Below are 17,728 nucleotides of genomic sequence, written 5' to 3' on the forward strand. Positions count from 1 at the left end.
CATCGCTGCGTCTCGTTCTCTATCGACGGCGGCAAACGCCAATGATTCCCCCATTCCCGAGTGGAGCAGTCAAGCAATCAATGCCGTCGATATTTACCATTACCCATATGAACTTTTATATCTAATTCATGCGAATACCATGTGCCCCGTAGCCACTTGAAACCTCCCCCAGGAGAACTCCATGAAAAGCCAAGTATTCGCCACCCTGTTCCTCACCGGCCTCTCCGTCAGCGCCTTCGCCCTGCCGGCCGATCACACCGAACTGCCCTATGCCCGCGAAGCCGCATCCGCAACCCTGGTCGCTGGAGACGGCTGGCAACGCACCGGCGGCAAAGCCGAGCGCAACGCTGCTCCGGAAAGCCAGGACCGCTTCGACATCGCCCGTGGTGACGGCTGGGAGCGTACCGGTGGCAAGGCCGAGCGCAACGTCGCCCCGGAAAGCCAGGACCGCCTCGACATCGCTCGCGGTGACGGCTGGGAGCGTACCGGCGGCAAGGCCGAGCGCAACGTCGCCCCGGAAAGCCAGGACCGCTTCGATATCGCTCGCGGTGATGGTTGGGAACGTACCGGCGGCAAGGCCGAGCGCAACGCTGCTCCGGAAAGCCAGGTTCGTTTCGACATCGCTCGCGGTGATGGCTGGCAGCGTACCGGTGGCAAGGCAGAACGCCATGCCTGACCCTACCGGCGCCAGCCGGAATGCCCTACCACGACAAAGCCCGGTGCACCGCAGTCACCGGGCTTTGTGCATCATGGGGCATCGACCGGCCCCCGCTTGCCGGTAGCCCGGATGCAATCCGGGATAACACGCACCATCACTCCTGCCCCGAAATGGCCGTTCGACGCCTCCGAAGCCCATTTGCTAGAGTGCCGCGCATGCCACGTCCCAGCCTCCGCGCCGAACAGAAACAGCAGACCCGTCAGGCCCTGATGGGGGCCGCGCGCAACCTGATGGAAGGCGGTCGCGGCTTCGGCAGCCTGAGCCTGCGTGAAGTGGCGCGCGCCGCTGGTATCGTGCCGACCGGTTTCTACCGGCACTTCGCGGATATGGACGAACTGGGCCTGGCACTGGTCGCCGAGGTCGGCGAAACCTTCCGCGAAACCATCCGCCAGGTGCGCCGCCACGAATTCGAAATGCACGGGATAATCGACGCCTCGGTACGCATCTTCCTCGCCGCGGTGACGGCCAACCACGCCCAGTTCCTGTTCCTCGCCCGCGAGCAATACGGCGGCTCGCTGCCGGTGCGCCAGGCCATCGCCGCCTTGCGCCAGCGCATTACCGACGATCTGGCCGCAGACCTAAAGCTGATGAACCGCATGTCGCAACTGGACGATGCCGCGCTGAGCGTGCTCGCCGACCTGGTGGTGAAGACCGTGTTCGCCACCCTGCCGGAGCTCATCGACCCGCCGGCCCCCGGCCAGCCGACGCACCTCAGCGCCGAGGCGAAGATCATCCAGCAACTGCGCTTCATCATGATCGGCGGCAAGCACTGGCACGGCCTGGGCAAGCCCGGGGGCTGATTCATGACACGTTCGTTTATTGGGTCCCCGCGTTCGCGGGGATGACGGTTGGGCGAAGCCACCGCCCATCATCTCGTCACCCTGAGCATGTGATGCACGATTTCGGTGCATTAGCCGGATCACCGCACCAAATAAAACCTGACCAAGCACCCAAATTCGCGCACAGCGCTGCCCAATAACGGGCTCCGCGACGTTGGCAAGGCACTTGCTCTAGGCATTCCGTCTACCTAGCGGAAACTGCCCCATGCTGGTGATTCAGCAACGCATCGCGCCCCGCGACACCTGGGACGCCGAACTGCACCTGACCTTCGAAGCGCGCAGCAAGAGCCGCTTGCGCTGCTTCACCACGACTGGCGAGGAAGTCGGCCTGTTCCTCGAACGCGGCCAGCCGCCGCTGCACGATGGCGAATGCCTGCAAGCCCGGGATGGACGTGTGGTGCGCGTCTGCGCCAAGCCGGAGCAACTGTTGCACGTGACCTGCGCCAATGCTTTCGAGCTGACCCGCGCCGCCTACCACCTGGGCAACCGCCACGTCACCCTGCAACTCGGCGATGGCTGGCTGCGCCTGCCGGACGACTACGTACTCAAGGCCATGCTCGAACAGCTCGGCGCCACGGTGGAGCTGATCGAGGCACCCTACCAGCCCGAACACGGCGCCTACGGTGGCGGCCATCACCATTCCCACGCCGGCGACGCCGAGTTCAGCTACGCGCCGCGCCTGCACCAATTCGGCATCCGCCAGTGAACCATGCCGCCTGGGCGCTATTGAGGCTGGCCAGTCCGCAGTTGCCGATCGGCGGCTACAGCTATTCCCAGGGCCTGGAGATGGCCGTCGAACAGCAACGGGTGCACGACGCCGACAGCGCCCGGTGCTGGCTGGCCGACCAGTTGCTGCTCAACCTGGCGCGCTACGAGGCGCCGCTGCTGCTCGCCCATTGCCGGGCCGCCGCCGACGGCGACTGGGAGCGCCTGCTGGGCTTGGCCGAACAGCACCGCGCCAGCCGCGAGACCCGCGAGCTGCTGCTGGAAAGCCGGCAGATGGGCTACTCGCTGCAACAACTGCTCGACGGCCTGCCGGAGCTGGATGAAGCCGCCCGCGCACTGTTCGCCCGCCTCGAGGAATTCGGCCTGCCCCTCGCCTGGGCGCTGGCCGCGCGCGCCTGGAACATCACGGCACAGGACGCCCTGGCCGCCTGGCTGTGGGGCTGGCTGGAGAACCAGTTGGCGGTACTGATGAAGACCTTGCCGCTCGGCCAGCAGGCCGCGCAGCGCCTGACTTCGGAGCTGTTGCCGACGCTGGACGAAGCGCAGCGGCGGGCCACCGCAATCGATCCCGAACACTGGGGCAGCGCCGCCTTCGGCCTGGCCCTGACCAGCATGGCCCACGAGCGCCAGTACAGCCGTCTATTCAGGTCATAGGAGCAACTGTCCCGTTTTTTCTGGGTCCCCGCGTGCGCGGGAATGACATGACCGATCGACCGTCATCCCCGCGCACGCGGGGACCCACTAGACAGCGTAGGAGCGGCCCATGGCCGCGAAACCACCAGTAGGAGTGACACGGAAATGAACAGCCAACCCCTGCGCGTCGGCATCGGCGGCCCGGTCGGTTCCGGCAAGACCGCCCTGACACTGGCGTTGTGCCGCGAGCTGCGCGACCGCTACAACCTGGCGGTGGTCACCAACGACATCTACACCCAGGAAGACGCCCAGTTCCTGGTGCGCAACGAGGCGCTGGCCCCGGAGCGGATCATCGGCGTGGAAACCGGCGGCTGCCCGCATACGGCGATCCGCGAGGACGCCTCGATCAACCTGGAAGCGGTCGACCAACTCAACCGCCGCTTCCCCGGCCTGGAACTGATCATCGTCGAGTCCGGCGGTGACAACCTGTCCGCCACCTTCAGCCCGGAACTCTCCGACCTGACCCTCTACGTGATCGACGTGTCGGCCGGCGACAAGCTGCCGCGCAAGGGCGGCCCGGGCATCTGCAAGTCCGACCTGCTGGTGATCAACAAGATCGACCTGGCGCCGATGGTCGGCGCCTCGCTGGAAGTGATGGACCGCGACGCCCGCAAGATGCGCGGCGACAAACCCTTCGTGTTCAGCAACCAGAAGACCGGCCAGGGACTCGACGAGATCATCGCCTTCATCGAACGCCACGGCATGTTGAACCCCACCTAAAAGCCGAAAAAAGCGCTGAAGGCTGGAAAGCTGGACGAGAAACATCGGTTCCCTCTGACTCGGCCGTTTTTCGTTCAGCCTCCAGCCTTCCAGCGCTTTTCCTCGAAGGGTTTCGGCCCCCTTCATCTACAAGGAGCACCACCCCATGAACCTGCGCAAGACCCTCTTCAGCCTCGCCCTGTTCCTCACCCCGGCGCTGGCCTTCGCCCACCCCGGCCACGGTGACAGCGGCCTGGCCTCCGGCCTGGCTCACCCGGTGTTCGGTCTCGACCACCTGCTGGCGATGCTCGCCGTCGGCCTGTGGGCGGCCCAGCAGCAGGGCGCCGCACGCTGGGCGCTGCCCTGCACCTTCGTCGGCACCATGCTGCTCGGCGGCCTGTTCGGCTTCCAGGGCCTGGAGATTCCCCTGATGGAAACCGGCATCGCCGGCTCGGTGCTCGCCTTCGGCCTGCTGGTCGCCCTCGCCGTGCGTCCGCCGCTGGCCGTGGCGGTCGGCCTGACCGCCCTGTTCGCCCTGACCCACGGCGTCGCCCACGGCCTGGAACTGCCGGAGCTGGCCAGCCCCTGGGGCTACGCCGTCGGCTTCGTCGCCGCCACCGCTGCCCTGCATGCCGCCGGCTATGGCCTGGTACGTGTCCTGCCGCAGGCAGCCGCTCCGCTGGTGCGACTGGCCGGTGCGGCCTCGGCCGGCGCGGGTGTCTGGCTGCTGGCGAGCTGAGGAAATCCGCGGCTGGCCTGGCCCGGATCGCATCCGGGCCACGGCTTTCCGGCGCATTCGTTCGCGAGCCCGTCGCGAACGAATTCGCTCCCGCAGTTCACATCACGGCAACGTGCCACTCCCCACCCCACCCTTCATTTGTCATAGTCGCGGTGTCTGATTCGCAGTCCCTGATCACAGGAACCCCGTCATGCTGCGCTTCGCCCGCTTCCTGCTCGTTCCCCTGCTGCTGATCGCCGCAGTGCTCGTCGGCCTGGCATTGACCAGCCGCCCCAGCGCGCCGCCAGCGGTGCTTTCCGGTTTCTCCGATCAACCACTGGTGATCGCCCATCGCGGCGGGCGGGGCCTGTGGCCAGAGAACAGCCTGTTCGCCTTCGAACGGGCCAGCAGCCTGGACGTCGACATGCTGGAGATGGACCTGCGCCTGAGCCGCGACGGAGAGCTGGTGGTGATCCACGACAAGACCGTCGACCGCACCACCAACGGCAACGGCCCGGTCGCCGACCTCGACCTGGCCGAGTTGCAGGCGCTGGACGCCGGCTACCGCTGGAGCGCCGACGGCGGCGAGAGCTTCCCCTATCGCGGCCAGGGCGTGCGCATCCCGACCTTCGCCGAGGTGCTGGAACGCTTCCCCGAACAGCCCAAGGCACTGGAGATCAAGGTGCCGGACGTCGGCATGGAAGAACGGCTGTGCGATCTGCTGACCGCCCACGGCCAGCGCGACAAGGTGATAGTCGCCAGCTTCTACGACCGCACCCTGCAACGTTTCCGCGAATCCTGCCCGGACGTCGCCACGGCCGCCGGCCCCGGCTCGGTGCGCCTGCTGGTGGCGCTCGACTGGATCGGCCTGGGCCGCACGCTGTCGCCGTCCTACCAGGTGCTGCAGATCCCGCCCAGTCACGGCGACCTGCGCGTCGCCAGCCCCAGCCTGCTGCGCACCGCCCACGAGCGCGGCCTCAACGTGCAGTTGTGGACCATCAACGAGCAACCGGAAATGCGCCAGTTGCTCGACATGGGTGCCCACGGGCTGATCACCGACTACCCGGACCGCGCCTTGCAGCTACTGGGCCGCTCGACGCGCATCAGCTCCTTGAGCGATCAATAGCGAAGCCCGCCCAGGTCTGGCTCACCGGCATCAGCTCCAGGCTGTTGATGTTGATGTGCGCCGGCTGGTTGAGAATCCAGTGGATGGTCTCGGCGATATCCTCCGGCTGGATCGGCTCGGCGCCGGAGTAGGTGGCGTCGTACTTGGCCTGGTCGCCGCCGAAGCGCACCAGGGAGAACTCGCTCTCGCACAGCCCCGGCTCCAGGTCGGTGACCCGCACGCCGGTCCCGACCAGGTCGTTGCGCAAGCTCAGCGAGAACTGCCGGACGAAAGCCTTGGTCGCGCCGTACACGTGGCTGCCCGGATAGGGCCAGTTGCCGGCCACCGAGCCGAGGTTGACGATCCCCGCGCCACGACCGTGGGCGATCAGCCGGGGCAGCAGCAGCCGGGTGCTGTAGAGCAGGCCCTTGATGTTGGTGTCGACCATCACGTCCCAGTCGTTGAGGTCACAGCGCGGCGCCGGGTCGGCGCCCAATGCCAGGCCGGCGTTGTTGATCAGCCCGCGCAGGGTGGCGAACTTTTCCGGCAGCCCGTCGATGGCCCGCTCCATGGCGTGGCGGTCGCGCACGTCGAGCACCAGCGGGTGCACGTCGGTGAGCGCCGACAGCTCGTCGGCCAGCGCCTGCAAGCGTGCCTCGCGGCGCCCGGTGATCACCAGCGACCAGCCGGCCTCGGCGAAGCGTCGCGCGCAGGCCTCGCCGAATCCCGAGGTGGCGCCGGTGATGAAGAGGGTGGAAGTCATGCCGAATACTCCTGCAGCGGTTCGAGGGATCAGGTGTCTAGATTACCTCTTCGCGCCGCGCCCCACCGCTCAAGAAACCAGCAACCCCGTCCAGCCGGCATGGGCCGTGGCTCACGGCGGACTTTGCCCACCTTGTCCACAGGACGCTCCACAGATTCCTTGGATAAATCCCCACCGCCGTCGAGGCGACCCGGTGGATAAATCGCCCGTCCGCGCCTGGACAAAAGCTGAACAAATCGCTGAAACCTCGACGAGGCGTGGCCTGCAGCCATCCTTACCGACCTTATCCACAGCCCTGCCCACAGTGCACGTGGACAACCTCTCGGTTTTCGAACGAGCCGGAGCGTCGATTCAAGCAATTGTTTTGGCTGGAAAAAGCAGAACGTTCAAAAAACGCCCAGGCACCTTGGAAGCCCGGCCTGCGGGCTGCCTGGCAATCCCCGCCCAGCTTATCCACAGCACCCTCCACAGATTACGGGGATATCTCGATGCGCTACCGCGTTACCACGCCCAGGTTCACCGTCAGCGGCCAGCGCACCTCGCGCAACCGCGCCGTCTCGCCCCAGGCGCGGGCGAACTCGGGACGTAGCCGTTCGACCGGATCGACGCCTTCGGCGGCGCGGTAGTCGGCCACCGCCGACCAGCTTTGCAGGTAGCCGAGCAGGTGTTCCAGGCTCCATTGCGCATGCAGGCCGAAGGGCGGCACCTCCAGGCGCGGTAAGGGGAACGGCAGGTCCGCATAGCCGTTTTCCACATGCCGGCGACCGGTCGCCCAGTACGGACCGACGACGTCGTGGTAGAGATGCCCCACCAGCGCATCGAGCGCCGGCTCGATCTCCAGCAGGTTGTAGGAAAGCACCGCGAGCAGCGCTCCCGGACGCGACACCCGGCGCACCTCGGCATGGAAGGCGTCGACATCGAACCAGTGCAACGCCTGGGCGACCAGGGTCAGGTCGACGCTGCCTTCCGCCAGCGAGCTGTGCTCGGCCGGCTCGCAGCGGTAGTCGATATTGGCGGCGGTTGGCGCCTGGTCGAGTTGCGCCTGGCTGACGTCGGTGGCCACCACCCGCTGGAAATGCCGGGCCAGGTCCAGCGTCGCCTGGCCCGAACCGCAGGCACAGTCCCAGGCCAGCCCACGCGCCGGCGCCCGCTCGGCGAGCCAGGCGAACAGTTGCGCATCATAGGTTGGCCGGAAGGTCCGGTAGGCGGCGGATTGGCGGGTGAACAACTGGCGGGGGTCGGACATGGGAAGAGCCCTGGATCCGTAGGGTGGGAAACCGCGAAGCGTTTTCCACGCGGTGGCTGTCCACCACCGCGATGGTGGATGCGCGAAGCGACATCCACCCTACAGAAGCCGGACTCAGTCGACCAGGGTGACGGTGCCTTTCATCAGGGCGACGTGGCCGGGGAAGGAGCAGAAGAAGGTGTACTGCTCGTCCGCGCTGAGTTTGCTGACATCGAAGCTCACCGAATCCTGCTCGCCGGCGCCGATCATCTTGGTGTGGGCGATCACCCGCCCATCGTCGGGCTTCAGGTAGTCCTTGTCGAGGCCGGCGGCCATGCCGTCGGTGGCGACCGGCTGCACGTCGGCGGTCTTGGTCAGCACCCAGTTGTGGCCCATCACGTTCTTGGGCAGCTTGCCGCCGTGGGTGAGGTTCACCGTGAAGGTCTTGCAGCTCTTGCTGACCTTGATGTCCTGGGTATCGAAGGTCATCTGGTCCGTGGAGTTCACCGTGACGGAACAGTCGGCGGCGAATGCGGGGACGCTGGCCAGGGCCAGGGCGGATGCAACGACTAGCTTGCGGAACATGACGAACTCCTTGGCAGGTTGGGCATGAATATCCTGGCGCCTCGCATGGCAGGCCCGAATGAGTCTGCGGCGAGCGCGCCTCGCCAGCCGGCGGGCCATCCGCTGGCAGGCTCTGGAAAGACGTTCATACCATAGACGAATCCCCGCAAGAGCGAGGCAAAAAGACGCACCGGGGCTTCCCCTCCCCTCGCTTTCCGCCGCCGGTTACCCTGTATGGGTTTGTTCACCCACGGAGTAGACGATGTCCCTGCGTTCGATTTGCGTGTTCTGCGGCGCCAGCCCCGGCGCTACCCCCATCTACCGTGAAGCCGCCGAGGCACTCGGCCGCACCCTGGCCGCGCGCGGCATCACCCTGGTCTACGGCGGCGGCGCGGTCGGCCTGATGGGCATGGTCGCCGATGCCGCCCTGGCCGCCGGCGGCCAGGTGATCGGCATCATTCCCCAGAGCCTGAAAGAGGCGGAGATCGGCCACAAGGGCCTGACCCGCCTGGAAGTGGTCGACGGCATGCACGCGCGCAAGGCGCGCATGGCCGAACTGTCGGACGCCTTCATCGCCCTGCCCGGCGGCCTGGGCACCCTGGAGGAACTGTTCGAGGTGTGGACCTGGGGCCAGCTCGGCTATCACGGCAAGCCGCTGGGGCTGCTGGAAGTGAACGGCTTCTACGACAAGCTCATCGACTTCCTCGACCACCTGGTGGCAGAACGCTTCGTGCGCGACCAGCACCGCGGCATGCTGCAGGTCAGCCCCTCGCCCGAAGCCCTGCTCGACCTGCTGGAAAACTGGAAGCCGACAGTCGCGCCGAAGTGGGTGGACCGCGAGCCGCGCTGAAGGCTCCGGGTACTCGCCCGTGGGGTGAGAAGGGATCAGACCCTTTCCGGTGGGCTGAAGCCCACCCTACGGGGTCGCCTGAGCAGAAAGCGTACGCCTCCACCGGGGCCCCGGCCGGCCATGCCTGTGGCTTGCTGCTCCCAGTTTATCCACAGCATGCTCCACAGATTGCGTGGATATCTCGCCAGCGGGCCGCTGCGTCCGGTGGAAAGGCCCAGCCGGACGATCACCGTCCGAAGCGGCATCGGCGCCGGGAAACCGTTCGGCCAGTATCCGTCCCCAGATACCTCCGAAGTTACCCACGAAAGCTGTGGAGCATGCTGTGGATAACGTGGGAGCAGAACCCTGCGAGACCATCCCAACGGGCCATTGCGGTCGCTGTACGTTTTCTGTCCACGATTCTATTTCCATTTTGAAAACAGATAGTTAATCCGCTGCGCGGACCATGCGCACCAATGAAAATCCCCATGCACGGTCCGCATCGGCGCACATGGCATCCACTCGGCTACTTACCCAAGAAATCTGTGGATCGCACTGTGGATAACGTGGGAGCAGAGTCCTGCGGGACCGGCCGGGCGGGCCTTGAAGAGAACTGTACGTTTTCTGCCCACCCGTAAACTTTCCAATTGAAAACATTGACTTACCGTAGGGTGCGCCGCGCGCACCGTTTACCGGAGCCCCACCTCACATCTCGCCGGCAAGCACGCTGCCGACCTGGATCGGTGTGCACGGCACCCCCTACGAAAGCCGCTCTGCTAGCCCCTCCCTTCGCCAACCCGCGCAACGGCTATGGTTTCTATACAGCCCTTCACTTCTTGGAGAGGAAGACGCTATGAACCATCCGCTCTGGCTCGACCTGGGCCAACACTGGAAATGGATCGCCCTGCGCGGCATCGCCGCGGTGCTGTTCGGCTTGCTGGCATTGATCTGGCCGGGGCTGGCGCTGGCCGTCCTGGTGATCATCTTCGGCGCCTACGCGCTGGTCGACGGCATCTTCTCCCTGATCGGCGCCTGGCGCATGCGTCACGAGGGCGAGCCGCTGTGGCCGTTGCTGGTGGTCGGCGTGCTGGGCGTGCTCGCCGGCCTGGTGGCGCTGCTCTGGCCGGAACTCACCGCGCTCGGCCTGCTGATGCTGATCGCCATATGGGCCATCGCCATCGGCCTGCTGCAGATCGTCGCCGCGCTGCGTGTGCGCCAGTTGCTCGACAACGAATGGTGGCTGGGCCTGTCCGGCGCGGTGTCGTTGCTGTTCGGCCTGTTCCTGCTGATCTTCCCCGGCGCCGGTGCGCTGGCGATGGTCTGGCTGATCGGCGCCTACGCGGTGTTCTTCGGCGTGCTGCTGGTGATGCTCGCCTGGCGGCTGCGCGGCACGGCGACACTGAGCACATGAAGGTAGGCGCCGCCGACTGGTGCGTGCTGCGCCTGGACGACAACGGCAACCAGTTCCTCGTCCGCGCCGGCCTGGACCGTGCGCAGGCCGAGGCGCTGGCCCGCGACTTCGCGGCGCGCGGCCACAAGCAGAGCTACTGGGCGCAACCGACGACGCCCGGCGCAGCCGATCCGCCGCCGAGCCGGTCGGATGTTCCGTAACGTCCCTTTCCGCACAGGAGTTCGCCGATGAAGAACGCATTCCTCGTCCTGCTGGCCGCACTCGCCCCGCTCGCCGGGCTGCCCCCGGCAGCCGCCGCGACCGAGCCGGCGTCCTGTGCCACGGTGCGTTTCTCGGATGTCGGCTGGACCGACATCAGCGTCACCACCGCCGTCGCCAGCGAACTGCTCGAGGCACTCGGCTACAGGACCAGGACCAGCACGCTGTCGGTGCCGGTGACCTATCGCTCGCTGGCCAACAGCGACCTCGACGTGTTCCTCGGCAACTGGATGCCGACCATGGAGAACGACATCCGGCGCTATCGCGAGGACGGCTCGGTGGAAACCCTGCGCGCCAACCTGGAGGGCGCCAAGTACACCCTGGCGGTGCCCGCCTACGCCTACGAGGCCGGCCTGCGCACCTTCGCCGACATCGCCCGGTTCCGCGACAAGCTGGGCGGCAGGATCTACGGCATCGAGCCGGGTAACGACGGCAACCGCCTGATCCAGAGCATGATCGACCGGGGCGTCTTCAACCTCGGCGACTTCAAGCTGGTGGAATCCAGCGAGGCGGCGATGCTCGCCCAGGTACGCCGCGCCCAGCGCAGCCAGGACTGGATCGTGTTCCTCGGCTGGGAGCCGCACCCGATGAACACCCAGCTTGAAATGCGCTACCTGAGCGGCGGCGACGACTTCTTCGGCCCCGACTACGGCCGCGCCACGGTCTACACCAACGTGCGCAAGGGCTACGCCAGCGAATGCCCGAACGTCGGCAAGTTGCTCGGCAACCTGGTCTTCAGCCTCGACATGGAGAACCAGTTGATGGGCCAGGTGCTCGACGACAAGCAGAAGCCGCGCGAGGCCGCACGCGCCTGGCTGCGCGCCAACCCGCAGGCGCTCGGCGCCTGGCTGGACGGCGTGAGCAGCCGCGACGGCCAGCCGGGGCTGGACACGGTCAAGGCCAAGTTGGCGGACTGAGATGGGCCTGTCGCTGGAACAGAAACTGCCACTCGGGCAGGCGGTCACCGACGGCGTCGACTGGCTGACCCGCCATGGCGCCAGTTATTTCGACACCATCGCCAGCGTCCTGGAATGGCTGATCAACGGCGTCACTTCCGGGCTGCTGTGGTTCCACCCGCTGGCGCTGATCGGCCTGTTCGCCCTGCTCACCCAGTGGCTGCAACGGCGCTGGGGACTGACCCTGTTCTGCATCGCCGCGCTGTTGCTGATCCTCAACCTCGGCTACTGGCAGGAAACCCTGGAAACCCTCGCCCTGGTGCTGTTCGCCACCGTGCTGTGCGTCGCCGTCGGCGTGCCGCTGGGCGTCCTCGCCGCCCATCGACCGGGCTTCTACGCCGTGCTGCGACCAGTGCTCGACCTGATGCAGACGGTGCCGACCTTCGTCTACCTGATCCCCACCCTGACGCTGTTCGGCCTTGGTGCGGTGCCGGGGCTGATCTCCACCGTGGTGTTCGCCATCGCCGCACCGATCCGCCTCACCTGCCTGGGCATCCGAGGCGTGCCCCACGAACTGCTCGACGCCGGGCGTGCCTTCGGCTGTTCGCGGCGCCAGTTGCTGACCCGCATCGAACTGCCGCACGCCATGCCGAGCATCGCCGCCGGGGTGACCCAGTGCATCATGCTGTCGCTGTCGATGGTGGTGATCGCCGCGCTGGTCGGCGCCGACGGCCTCGGCCGGCCGGTGGTCAACGCGCTGAACACCGCCGACATCGGCCTGGGCTTCGAGGCCGGGCTGGCCATCGTGCTGCTGGCGATCCTCCTCGACCGCGTGTGCAAACCGCCGGCACCGCGCCAGAAGGAGGCCGGCACATGAGCCTGATCCGCTTCGACCGGGTCGACCTGGTGTTCGTCAAGTCGCCGAAGCGCGCGCTCAAGCTGCTCGATGAAGGCCTGTCGCGCGATGCCATCTTCGCCCGCAGCGGCCAACTGGTGGCGGTGGCCGGCGCGAGCCTCGCCGTCGAGCGCGGCGAAACCTGCGTGCTGATGGGCCTGTCCGGCTCCGGAAAATCCAGCCTGCTGCGCTGCGTCAACGGCCTCAACCGGATCAGTCGCGGCCACCTGTGGATCGAGCACGAAGGCCGGCCGCTGGACCTCGCCGCCTGCAACCGCGCCGAGCTCAAGGCCCTGCGCACCCGGCGCATCGCCATGGTGTTCCAGCAATTCGCCCTGCTGCCCTGGCTGACGGTGGCCGAGAACATCGGTTTCGGCCTGGAACTGCAAGGCATGGCGGCGGCCGAACGGCACCAGCGGGTGACCGACAAGCTGGAGCTGGTCGGCCTCGGCCCCTGGCGCGACAAGCGCCCCGACGAGTTGTCCGGCGGCATGCAGCAGCGCGTCGGCCTGGCCCGCGCGCTGGCCATGGACGCCGACATCCTGCTGATGGACGAACCCTTCTCGGCCCTCGACCCGCTGATCCGCCAGCAGTTGCAGGACGAATTGCTCGACCTGCAACGGCGCCTGCACAAGACCATCGTGTTCGTCAGCCACGACCTCGACGAGGCGCTCAAGCTGGGCAACCGCATCGCCATCATGAAGGACGGGCGGATCGTCCAGCACGGCCGCCCCGAAGACATCCTGCTCAACCCGGCCGACGACTACGTGCGCAACTTCGTCGCCCACACCAACCCGCTCGACGTGCTCAGCGGGCGCAGCCTGATGCGCCCGTTGGCCGACTGCCACGACGGCGCCGGGGAAATCTGCCTGGACCGCGAACAGGACTGCTGGCTGGGCCTGGCCAGCGACCAGCGTCCGCTCGGCGCCCGGCGCGGCGACCAGCCCCTGGAGCTGCAACAGTGGACACCCGGCCAGCCGCTCAGCGAGTTGCTTCCCCAACCGACCCTGGTGGATGCGCGAATCGTCATGCGCGACGCCCTGCAAGTGCGCTACCGCACCCGCCACCCGCTGGTGTTGCAGGAACAGGGACGCATCGTCGGTCTGCTCGACGATCACGAGCTGTACCACGCGCTGCTGGGGCAGCCGGCGTAGCGGCTACCCTCTCCCGGAGGGAGAGGGAGCTGTTCGCCTAGTGCAATAACCCCTACTTCAACTCCCCGGAACTCTTGCCCAACAACCGCCGGGCAACGATCAGCATCTGGATCTGCTGGGTGCCCTCGAAGATGTCGAGGATCTTCGAATCGCGCGCCCACTTCTCCAGCAACTCGTCCTCGCCGTAACCCAGTGCACCGGCCAGCTCCACGCACTTCAGGGTCACCTCGGTGGCCACCCGCCCGGCCTTGGCCTTGGCGATCGACGCTTCCTTGGAGTTGGGCAGCTTGTTGTCGGCCATCCAGGCCGCCTTGAGGGTCAGCAGGCGCGCCGCTTCCCACTCGGCCTCCAGCCGGTAGAGGGTCGCCTCGGCGTGGCTGACGCTGAACAGCGGCTTCGCATAATCGAACGCACAGGCGCCCTTGAGCAATTCGCGGGTGCGGTCGAGCGCCGCCTTGGCTACGCCGATGGCCATCCCGGCGACCAGCGGACGGGTGTTGTCGAAGGTCTCCATGACCCCGGCAAAGCCCTTCTGCACGTCGATCTCGGGGTTGCCGAGCAGGTTGGCCGCCGGCACCCGGCAGTCGACGAAACTGATCGCCGCGGTGTCCGATGCCTTGATGCCGAGCTTCTTCTCCAGGCGGGCGACGGTCATCCCCCGAGTGCCCTGCTCGACCACGAAGGACTTGATCGCCGCGCGACCAAGACTCCTGTCCAGGGTCGCCCAGACCACCACGGAATCGGCGCGCGCCCCGGAAGTGACGAAGATCTTCTCGCCGTTGAGGATGTAGTCGTCGCCGTCCTTCACCGCGGTGGTGCGGATCGCCGCCGAGTCGGAGCCGCAGCCCGGCTCGGTGATCGCCATCGCCGCCCAGGTGCCGGCGAAGCGCTGCAACTGATCCTCGTTGGCCACCGCCGCGATCGCCGCGTTGCCCAGCCCCTGGCGCGGCATGGCCAGCAGCAGGCCGACGTCGCCCCAGCACAGCTCCATCACGCCGAGCAGCGCGGCCATGTTGCCGCCGTTCTTGACGCCTTCCTGCTGCTCGCGAGCGGCGCCGCGCTTGCTCGCCGAGCCGGCGCCCACCGCATCCGGCGAGCCGGCGTTCATGCCGTCGAGCAGCGCGGCGAGCAGGTCCAGCTCCTTGGGATAGGCGTGCTCGGCCTTGTCGTACTTGCGCGAAATGGGACGGAAATAGTGCTCCGCCACCTGATGCGCCTGGCGGACCAGGCCGCCGAATTTCTTGGGGGTTTCCAGATTCATACTGTCGCGTCCCTCACAGGTGCAGGCCGCCGGCCATGATCGCCACGCCGCGCAGATCGCGGTACCAGCGCTCGACCGGGTGTTCCTGGGTGAAGCCGTGGCCGCCGAGCAATTGCACCGCATCGCTGCCGATCTTCATCGCCTTCTCGGCGCACAACAGGCGCGCCAGGTAGGCCTCTCGGTGGAACGGCAACCCCGCCTCGGCCCGCGCGCAGGCGCGCCAGACCATCAGGCGCATGGCGTCCAGCTCCACGGCGATATCGGCGACCATGAACGCCACGCCCTGGCGATGGCTGATCGGTTCGCCGAAAGCCACCCGCTCGTTGCAGTAGCCGGTCACGTAGTCCAGCGCGGCCTGGCCGGTACCCACCGCCAGGCCGCACCAGGCCAGCGCGGCGTAGTCCAGGAAGCTCTGGTAGTCGAAGTCCTCGGAGGCCAGGCGCTGCTCGACGGGGACCCTGGCAGCCTTGAAGCGAATGCGTGCGGTGCCACCGGCACGCAGGCCCATGGCCGGCTCGGCGTGGCGGCTGACGCCTTTGGCAGCCGCGTCGACCAGGAACAGCGCCGGACCATCCTCGGCCTGGGCGGCGACGATCAGCCGGCTGGCCTCCAGGCCGCGCAGCACCAGGCATTTCTCGCCGGACAGCAGATAGTGCTTGCCCTTGCGCCGGGCACGGGTGGCCGGCTTGAGCGGATCGAACAACGCCACCGGCTCGTTGACCGCGATGGCCGTGAGCGGCGCCGGCTCGGCCTCGACGAAGGCCGGCAGCCAGCGTGCGCGCTGCTCCGCCGAGCCCCAGCGACGCAGGCAGTTGGCCGCCGACAGCGGCACCAGCAGGGCGGCGGCCAGGGACAGGTCGCCCTGGCCAAGCGCCTCGGCGATCAGCGCGTTGGTCAGGGTGGTGCGCCCACCGGCCAGGCCGCCTTGCTCCTCGCCGACGCCATAGTGACTGAGGCCCAGCTCATGGGCCTGGTTGAGCAGTTCGGCAGGCACCGAGCCGCGCGCGTCGGCCCCCTCGGCAGCCGGACGCAACACCTCGCGGGCGAAACCGCCGAGCATGTCGACCAGCATCTGCTGCTCGTCGGTGAGCGACAGGTCGAACAGCGTGGCCGGATCGCTCAGGCGCGGCGTGGCGCTCTGCTGCTTGCCGCCGCGCTCGGCGGCCAGGCGAAAACCGGCACGGCTGCCGGCATAGACCAGTTTTTCCAGCGGCTGGCGCAGTTTCAGGCGGTCCGGCCAATCGGCCTGGGCCACCCGGTTGAGCACCGCCAGTGCGCGGCCTTGGACAGTGGAAGGCATGGGCATCTCGCTCCAGACGGGATGAAGATACCCACAGCATGCGCGCGACGGCGCGAAGCGGCTATGACCGGGCCGCCGCGGCAGGGTGGCAGGTCAGTCAGTCGCAGGGGGAACCACGCCTTGTCGATCCACCAGGCGGGGCATGGTGGATGTAAAAAGCGACATCCACCCTACGGAACTAGCGGCTGCGGATCTTCTCGACGATGGCGGTGGTCGAGCTGTTCTCCACCAGCCCCAGCACCTTCACCTCGCCGCCGTAGGCCTGCACGATACCGGCGCCGACCACCTGGTCGATGCCGTAGTCGCCGCCCTTGACCAGCACGTCCGGCTTGACCTGGGTGAGCAGGCGCTCGGGCGTGTCTTCGCCGAAGCTCACCACCCAGTCCACCGCCTCCAGGCCGGCGAGCACCGCCATGCGCCGGTCCACCGAGTTGATCGGCCGGCCCGGGCCCTTGAGGCGGCTGACCGAGGCGTCGTCGTTGATCGCGACCACTAGGCGGTCGCCCTGGGCGCGGGCCTGCTCCAGGTAGGTCACGTGGCCGGCGTGGAGGATGTCGAAGCAGCCGTTGGTGAAGACGATCTTCTCGCCGTGGGCGCGGGCGTCATCGATGCTGGTGAGCAATTGTTCGAGGCTCAGCACACCGCGCTCGGAGCCCTCTTCGCGCTGCACCGCGCGGCGCAGCTCGGGGGCGCTGATCGCCGCGGTGCCCAGCTTGCCGACCACGATGCCGGCAGCCAGGTTGGCCAGCGCCACCGCCTGCGGCAGCTCCTCGCCGGCGGCAATGGCGGCGGCCAGGGTGGAGATCACCGTGTCGCCGGCACCGGTGACGTCGAACACTTCGCGGGCCCGCGCCGGCAGGTGCAGGGCCGGCTGGTCGGGACGCAGCAGGGTCATGCCGTGCTCGCCACGGGTCACCAGCAGGGCGTCCAGCTCCAGTTCGCGCATCAGCGTCGCGCCCTTGGCGACCAGCTCGTGCTCGTCGGCACAGCGGCCGACGATGGCCTCGAACTCGCTGAGGTTGGGGGTGATCAGGCTGGCGCCGCGATAGATGCCGAAATCCTTGCCCTTGGGGTCGGCCAGCACCGGGACGCCGCGCTCGCGCGCGATGCGGATCAGTTCCTGATGGTTGCGCAGCGCGCCCTTGCCGTAGTCGGAAAGCACCAGCACCTTGACGCCGTCGAGCAGCGCGCCGACGTCACCGGCCAGCGCCGCGGCGTCGGTGGCGAAGGGTTGTTCGAAGTCCATGCGCAGCAGTTGCTGGTGACGGCTCATGACCCGCAGCTTGACGATGGTCGGCTGCGCGGCGATGCGCTGGAAGCGGGTCTTCACCCCGGCGCTGGACAGGCTCGCGGCCAGGCTGTCGGCCGCCTCGTCCGCGCCGGTCACGCCGATCAGCGCAGCCGGCGCGCCCAGGGCGGCGATGTTCAGCGCAACGTTGGCGGCACCGCCCGGACGGTCCTCGATCTGGTCGACCTTGACCACCGGTACCGGCGCCTCCGGGGAAATCCGCGAGGTGCTGCCGTGCCAGTAACGATCGAGCATGACGTCGCCAACCACGAGGACGGGGGCTTGGTCGAAACGGGGCATGGAAAGCTTCATTGCGGCTCCGGAAGACGAGGAAAAACGTCGGGCATCATAGCATAGAGCCCCTGTCCGCCTCGCCAGGCGGCAGC

General features: G+C 67.5%; 19 protein-coding genes. 13 read left to right on the top strand and 6 right to left on the bottom strand.

The window, feature by feature from the left end:
* Positions 1-181: 181 nt before the first annotated feature.
* From PSEWESI4_RS06530 to PSEWESI4_RS06560, 7 genes are all read left to right on the top strand, one after another.
* A complete protein-coding gene (locus PSEWESI4_RS06530; protein WP_187670381.1) occupies positions 182-676 on the top strand; it encodes a hypothetical protein in 495 nt (164 codons plus the stop codon).
* Between the two features lie 197 nt (positions 677-873).
* Positions 874-1,518, top strand: coding sequence for an HTH-type transcriptional repressor FabR (gene fabR, locus PSEWESI4_RS06535; protein WP_187670382.1), 645 nt, complete (start codon positions 874-876; stop codon positions 1,516-1,518).
* Positions 1,519-1,762: 244 nt separating this feature from the next.
* Positions 1,763-2,263: an urease accessory protein UreE gene (gene ureE, locus PSEWESI4_RS06540; protein WP_187670383.1), complete on the top strand. Its 501-nt coding sequence runs from the start codon at positions 1,763-1,765 to the stop codon at positions 2,261-2,263.
* Positions 2,260-2,937 (top strand): urease accessory protein UreF, encoded by a 678-nt coding sequence (locus PSEWESI4_RS06545; RefSeq protein WP_187670384.1) that lies wholly within the window; start codon positions 2,260-2,262, stop codon positions 2,935-2,937. The genes ureE and PSEWESI4_RS06545 overlap by 4 nt, the downstream gene beginning before the upstream one ends.
* Positions 2,938-3,081: 144 nt before the next feature.
* On the top strand, positions 3,082-3,696 hold the full coding sequence (gene ureG / locus PSEWESI4_RS06550; protein WP_187670385.1) for an urease accessory protein UreG: 615 nt from the start codon (positions 3,082-3,084) through the stop codon (positions 3,694-3,696).
* 145 nt (positions 3,697-3,841) lie between these two features.
* Positions 3,842-4,414, top strand: coding sequence for a HupE/UreJ family protein (locus PSEWESI4_RS06555; protein ID WP_187670386.1), 573 nt, complete (start codon positions 3,842-3,844; stop codon positions 4,412-4,414).
* Between the two features lie 190 nt (positions 4,415-4,604).
* On the top strand, positions 4,605-5,519 hold the full coding sequence (locus tag PSEWESI4_RS06560) for a glycerophosphodiester phosphodiesterase (RefSeq protein ID WP_187670387.1): 915 nt from the start codon (positions 4,605-4,607) through the stop codon (positions 5,517-5,519).
* Here PSEWESI4_RS06560 and PSEWESI4_RS06565 read toward each other — a convergent pair.
* From PSEWESI4_RS06565 to azu, 3 genes are all read right to left on the bottom strand, one after another.
* Positions 5,497-6,261, bottom strand: coding sequence for an SDR family oxidoreductase (locus PSEWESI4_RS06565; protein ID WP_187670388.1), 765 nt, complete (start codon positions 6,259-6,261; stop codon positions 5,497-5,499). The two genes, PSEWESI4_RS06560 and PSEWESI4_RS06565, sit on opposite strands and share 23 nt — an antisense overlap.
* Positions 6,262-6,754: 493 nt before the next feature.
* The gene (locus PSEWESI4_RS06570; RefSeq protein ID WP_187670389.1) at positions 6,755-7,507 is read right to left on the bottom strand and encodes a class I SAM-dependent methyltransferase; all 753 of its coding nucleotides are present in this window, start codon (positions 7,505-7,507) and stop codon (positions 6,755-6,757) included.
* Between the two features lie 114 nt (positions 7,508-7,621).
* Positions 7,622-8,071: an azurin gene (gene azu, locus PSEWESI4_RS06575; RefSeq protein ID WP_187670390.1), complete on the bottom strand. Its 450-nt coding sequence runs from the start codon at positions 8,069-8,071 to the stop codon at positions 7,622-7,624.
* A gap of 241 nt (positions 8,072-8,312) precedes the next feature.
* On the opposite strand from azu, the gene PSEWESI4_RS06580 reads away from it, so the two are divergent.
* The 6 genes from PSEWESI4_RS06580 to choV all read left to right on the top strand — a co-directional run bounded on the left by PSEWESI4_RS06580 (position 8,313) and on the right by choV (position 13,493).
* Positions 8,313-8,900: an LOG family protein gene (locus PSEWESI4_RS06580; protein WP_187670391.1), complete on the top strand. Its 588-nt coding sequence runs from the start codon at positions 8,313-8,315 to the stop codon at positions 8,898-8,900.
* Between the two features lie 832 nt (positions 8,901-9,732).
* Positions 9,733-10,290, top strand: coding sequence for an HdeD family acid-resistance protein (locus PSEWESI4_RS06585; RefSeq protein ID WP_187670392.1), 558 nt, complete (start codon positions 9,733-9,735; stop codon positions 10,288-10,290).
* Complete coding sequence (locus tag PSEWESI4_RS06590) at positions 10,287-10,490, top strand: hypothetical protein (RefSeq protein WP_187670393.1); 204 nt, start codon at positions 10,287-10,289, stop codon at positions 10,488-10,490. The genes PSEWESI4_RS06585 and PSEWESI4_RS06590 overlap by 4 nt, the downstream gene beginning before the upstream one ends.
* Positions 10,491-10,517: 27 nt before the next feature.
* On the top strand, positions 10,518-11,465 hold the full coding sequence (locus tag PSEWESI4_RS06595; RefSeq protein WP_187670394.1) for a choline ABC transporter substrate-binding protein: 948 nt from the start codon (positions 10,518-10,520) through the stop codon (positions 11,463-11,465).
* 1 nt (position 11,466) lies between these two features.
* Positions 11,467-12,321 carry a choline ABC transporter permease subunit gene (gene choW, locus PSEWESI4_RS06600; protein ID WP_187670395.1) on the top strand — a complete coding sequence of 285 codons (855 nt, stop codon included), beginning with the start codon at positions 11,467-11,469 and terminating at the stop codon, positions 12,319-12,321.
* On the top strand, positions 12,318-13,493 hold the full coding sequence (choV, locus tag PSEWESI4_RS06605) for a choline ABC transporter ATP-binding protein (protein ID WP_187670396.1): 1,176 nt from the start codon (positions 12,318-12,320) through the stop codon (positions 13,491-13,493). Before choW ends, choV begins: the two co-directional genes overlap by 4 nt.
* Positions 13,494-13,545: 52 nt before the next feature.
* On the opposite strand, the gene PSEWESI4_RS06610 is transcribed toward choV, so the two are convergent.
* From PSEWESI4_RS06610 to hldE, 3 genes are all read right to left on the bottom strand, one after another.
* Positions 13,546-14,754, bottom strand: a complete 1,209-nt coding sequence (locus PSEWESI4_RS06610; protein WP_187670397.1) for an acyl-CoA dehydrogenase family protein — start codon at positions 14,752-14,754, stop codon at positions 13,546-13,548.
* 13 nt (positions 14,755-14,767) lie between these two features.
* Positions 14,768-16,060: an acyl-CoA dehydrogenase family protein gene (locus PSEWESI4_RS06615; protein WP_187670398.1), complete on the bottom strand. Its 1,293-nt coding sequence runs from the start codon at positions 16,058-16,060 to the stop codon at positions 14,768-14,770.
* A 172-nt stretch (positions 16,061-16,232) separates the two neighbouring features.
* Entirely contained in the window at positions 16,233-17,654 is a 1,422-nt protein-coding gene (gene hldE / locus PSEWESI4_RS06620) for a bifunctional D-glycero-beta-D-manno-heptose-7-phosphate kinase/D-glycero-beta-D-manno-heptose 1-phosphate adenylyltransferase HldE (RefSeq protein ID WP_187670399.1), read from the bottom strand.
* Positions 17,655-17,728 lie beyond the last annotated feature (74 nt).

Origin of the sequence: Zestomonas carbonaria (assembly GCF_904061905.1) — a bacterium.
GTDB lineage: Bacteria > Pseudomonadota > Gammaproteobacteria > Pseudomonadales > Pseudomonadaceae > Aquipseudomonas > Aquipseudomonas carbonaria.

What these genes read in the sequence shown, in the direction of transcription:
- hldE (WP_187670399.1), bottom strand. Translation starts at nt 17,654, where the DNA reads ATGAAGCTTTCCATGCCCCGTTTCGACCAAGCCCCCGTCCTCGTGGTT.
- PSEWESI4_RS06610 (WP_187670397.1), bottom strand. Translation starts at nt 14,754, where the DNA reads ATGAATCTGGAAACCCCCAAGAAATTCGGCGGCCTGGTCCGCCAGGCG.
- PSEWESI4_RS06580 (WP_187670391.1), top strand. Translation starts at nt 8,313, where the DNA reads ATGTCCCTGCGTTCGATTTGCGTGTTCTGCGGCGCCAGCCCCGGCGCT.
- PSEWESI4_RS06560 (WP_187670387.1), top strand. Translation starts at nt 4,605, where the DNA reads ATGCTGCGCTTCGCCCGCTTCCTGCTCGTTCCCCTGCTGCTGATCGCC.
- fabR (WP_187670382.1), top strand. Translation starts at nt 874, where the DNA reads ATGCCACGTCCCAGCCTCCGCGCCGAACAGAAACAGCAGACCCGTCAG.
- choW (WP_187670395.1), top strand. Translation starts at nt 11,467, where the DNA reads ATGGGCCTGTCGCTGGAACAGAAACTGCCACTCGGGCAGGCGGTCACC.
- PSEWESI4_RS06565 (WP_187670388.1), bottom strand. Translation starts at nt 6,261, where the DNA reads ATGACTTCCACCCTCTTCATCACCGGCGCCACCTCGGGATTCGGCGAG.
- PSEWESI4_RS06530 (WP_187670381.1), top strand. Translation starts at nt 182, where the DNA reads ATGAAAAGCCAAGTATTCGCCACCCTGTTCCTCACCGGCCTCTCCGTC.
- PSEWESI4_RS06615 (WP_187670398.1), bottom strand. Translation starts at nt 16,060, where the DNA reads ATGCCCATGCCTTCCACTGTCCAAGGCCGCGCACTGGCGGTGCTCAAC.
- azu (WP_187670390.1), bottom strand. Translation starts at nt 8,071, where the DNA reads ATGTTCCGCAAGCTAGTCGTTGCATCCGCCCTGGCCCTGGCCAGCGTC.
- PSEWESI4_RS06590 (WP_187670393.1), top strand. Translation starts at nt 10,287, where the DNA reads ATGAAGGTAGGCGCCGCCGACTGGTGCGTGCTGCGCCTGGACGACAAC.
- PSEWESI4_RS06555 (WP_187670386.1), top strand. Translation starts at nt 3,842, where the DNA reads ATGAACCTGCGCAAGACCCTCTTCAGCCTCGCCCTGTTCCTCACCCCG.
- PSEWESI4_RS06585 (WP_187670392.1), top strand. Translation starts at nt 9,733, where the DNA reads ATGAACCATCCGCTCTGGCTCGACCTGGGCCAACACTGGAAATGGATC.
- PSEWESI4_RS06570 (WP_187670389.1), bottom strand. Translation starts at nt 7,507, where the DNA reads ATGTCCGACCCCCGCCAGTTGTTCACCCGCCAATCCGCCGCCTACCGG.
- ureE (WP_187670383.1), top strand. Translation starts at nt 1,763, where the DNA reads ATGCTGGTGATTCAGCAACGCATCGCGCCCCGCGACACCTGGGACGCC.
- ureG (WP_187670385.1), top strand. Translation starts at nt 3,082, where the DNA reads ATGAACAGCCAACCCCTGCGCGTCGGCATCGGCGGCCCGGTCGGTTCC.
- PSEWESI4_RS06595 (WP_187670394.1), top strand. Translation starts at nt 10,518, where the DNA reads ATGAAGAACGCATTCCTCGTCCTGCTGGCCGCACTCGCCCCGCTCGCC.
- choV (WP_187670396.1), top strand. Translation starts at nt 12,318, where the DNA reads ATGAGCCTGATCCGCTTCGACCGGGTCGACCTGGTGTTCGTCAAGTCG.